3 protein-coding genes and 1 pseudogene are annotated in these 2,634 nt (G+C 75.6%); all 4 read right to left on the reverse strand.

All coding sequences use genetic code 11. The features are described 5' to 3' along the window. Nucleotides 1-222: hypothetical protein (locus tag JNW87_RS37305; RefSeq protein ID WP_238455340.1), on the reverse strand; the 222-nt coding region annotated here is incomplete at its 3' end. Between the two features lie 472 nt (nucleotides 223-694). Beyond that, nucleotides 695-1,579: an NAD kinase gene (locus JNW87_RS37310; RefSeq protein WP_089015032.1), complete on the reverse strand. Its 885-nt coding sequence runs from the start codon at nucleotides 1,577-1,579 to the stop codon at nucleotides 695-697. Beyond that, nucleotides 1,576-2,426, reverse strand: a pseudogene (locus JNW87_RS37315) (TlyA family RNA methyltransferase). The gene JNW87_RS37310 and the pseudogene JNW87_RS37315 overlap by 4 nt, the downstream one beginning before the upstream one ends. Before the next feature lie 21 nt (nucleotides 2,427-2,447). Then, a partial coding sequence (locus JNW87_RS37320) for a hypothetical protein (protein WP_238455341.1) occupies nucleotides 2,448-2,634 on the reverse strand: 187 nt, incomplete at its 5' end.

The following is a 2,634-nucleotide window of genomic DNA, read 5'->3' on the forward strand; positions in this document are numbered from 1 at the left end:
GACCCGCAGCGCCGCGCCGTTGATGCTCTCCAGCGGCCGGGCGGCGGTGGCGCCGGCGAGCGGCCGCACCCGCCCGGCGGCCGGCTGCTGGTAACGGACGATCAGCGGCAATGCGCCCTGCGCGGCGTCGCCGTAGCCCTCGGCGGCCAACTCCTCCACGTCGAACAGGTTGGAGTCGAGCACCCCGGCGGAGACGTACGGCACGACGTCGCTGGGCAGCACCCGCAGCCGGCGTCGGCCTCCACGGTGTGGAAGGTGATCCGCTCCCGGCCGGGGCCGGGGTGGACCGTGGCGGCGACCCGGCCGGGCGCGGCCTGGACCAGGTCGACCTGGTCGCCGGTGATCAGGGTGAGGCGGACGGGCGCGACGCCCGGAACGGGCGCGGCCGGAACGGGGGGGATGGGCCGGACGGGCGGGTCGGCGGACGCCGGTGCGGCGAGCCCGATCACCAACGCGCCGACCGCGCCGGCGGTGAGCCAGCGTGGAGGCCAATGCATGCGATGTGCTCCTCTACTCCGAGGGTCGATCCCAGGAGATCGACCACTCGGAGTCTGCGACGGAGATCATCGGATGGTCACTAGCTGCGGCCCGCCGCATCGGCGACATGTCGCCAGGTGGACAACGGACAACCGGGCCGGGCCGCCGGATGTCCGGCGGGTTGCCGCCGGGCGGCGACCGGCGACGGGCGCCCGCGTCAGCGGCGGCTGCCGCGCCACCCCTGCACCGGCAGGTCGAACTTGGCGACCAGCCGGTCGGTGAAGGGGCGGGCCCGGAGCCGGACGATCCGCACCGGCAGCGCGCCCCGGCGCACCGTCACCCGGGCCCCCGGGGGCAGGTCGTAGACCCGCCGCCCGTCGCAGCAGAGCACCGCCAGGGTGGTGAACGGGTCGACGGTGATCACGAAGGTCGACGTCGGCGCGGTCACCAGCGGCCGGCTGAACAGCGCGTGCGCGCTGATCGGCACCAGCAGCAACGCCTCCACCTCCGGCCAGACCACCGGCCCGCCACCGGAGAACGCGTACGCGGTGGAGCCGGTGGGGGTCGCGCAGACCACCCCGTCGCACCCGTACCGGGACAACGGGCGGCCGTCGACGTCGACGAGCAGCTCCAGCATCTGGGCCCGCTCGCCCTTCTCGACGCTGATCTCGTTGAGCGCCCACGACTCGATGGTCGGGCCGCCCTCGAACTCGGCGGTCACGTCGAGGGTGAGCCGCTCGTCGACGGTGTAGTTGCGCCCGACCACGTCCCGGACCGCCGAGTCCAGGTCGTCGATCTCGGCCTCGGCGAGGAAGCCCACCTTGCCGAGGTTGATGCCGAGCAGCGGGGCCTTCGCCGGCCGGGCCAGCTCGGCGGCGCGCAGGAAGGTGCCGTCGCCGCCGAGCGCGAAGACGATCTCCGCGCCCTCGGCGGCTTCCGGGCCGGTGACCGGGACGACGCCCGGCAGGTCCAGGTCGTCGGCCTCCTCGGCCACCACCCGTACCTCGAAACCGGCGGCGATCAGGTCCGCCGCCACCGCGCGGGCGTGCTCGGTGCTGCGTCGGCGGCCGGTGTGCGTCACCAGCAGAGCGGTCCGGCTCACCGGGCGACCTCCTCGATCGTGGGATCCGCGGGTGGTGGGACGCCCTCGGGGCCGGCTGCCACGACCGCGCGAACCCGCTCCGGGTCCGCGGTGGGCGCGCCCCGGCGTAACCATACGAAGAACTCCACGTTGCCGCTCGGCCCGGGCAGCGGACTGGCGGCCACGTCCGCGAGGCCCAGCCCGAGCTGCGCCGCCGCCGCGGCCACGTCGAGCACCGCCTCGGCCCGCAACTCCGGGTCGCGCACCACCCCGCCCGCGCCGACCCGCTCCTTGCCGACCTCGAACTGCGGCTTGACCATCAGCGCCAGGTCACCCTCGGCCCGGGTGCAGCCGGCCAGCGCGGGCAGCACCAGCCGCAGCGAGATGAACGACAGGTCGGCCACGGTGAGGCCGACCTCGCCGCCGATGGCCTCCGGGGTCAACGTACGGACGTTGGTGCGCTCGAACACCCGCACCCGCTCGTCAGTGCGCAGCGGCCAGGCCAGCTGGCCGTAGCCGACGTCGACCGCCACCACCTCCGCCGCGCCGGCACGCAGCAGCACGTCGGTGAAGCCGCCGGTGGAGCGCCGGCGTCCAGGCACCGCCGCCCGGCCACGGTCAGCCCGCCCGGGGCGAACGCCGCGAGGGCGCCGGCCAGCTTGTGGCCGCCCCGGGAGACGTACTCGGCGGTGGGGTCCTCGCCGGTGACCAGCAACGGGTCGGCGGGGTCGACCATCGCCGCGGGCTTGCGGGCCGGCACCCCGCGCAACTGGACCCGGCCGGCCTCCACCAGCGCGGCGGCCTGCTCCCGGGAGCGGGCCAGGCCGCGGCGGACGAGTTCGGCATCCAGCCGGTTGCGACGTGCCATGGGTGGTTCTTCTCCGGTGGGTCAGGCCTGGTCGATGCTGGCCAGGGTTTCGCGCAGGGTCTCGTACGCCGCCTCGTACTGGGCGATCTGGTCCGCCGGGGAGAGTGTGGCGGCGTTGATCATGGCCTGCACGGCGGCGTCGACCGCGGGGTGCCGGGCGTCCTCGACGTCCTCGACCGAGGGCGCCGGGCCGGGGCGGGTCCCGGGC

The sequence above is a fragment of the Micromonospora sp. ATA51 genome, from assembly GCF_016802855.1.
GTDB classification, from domain to species: Bacteria; Actinomycetota; Actinomycetes; order Mycobacteriales; family Micromonosporaceae; genus Micromonospora; species Micromonospora sicca.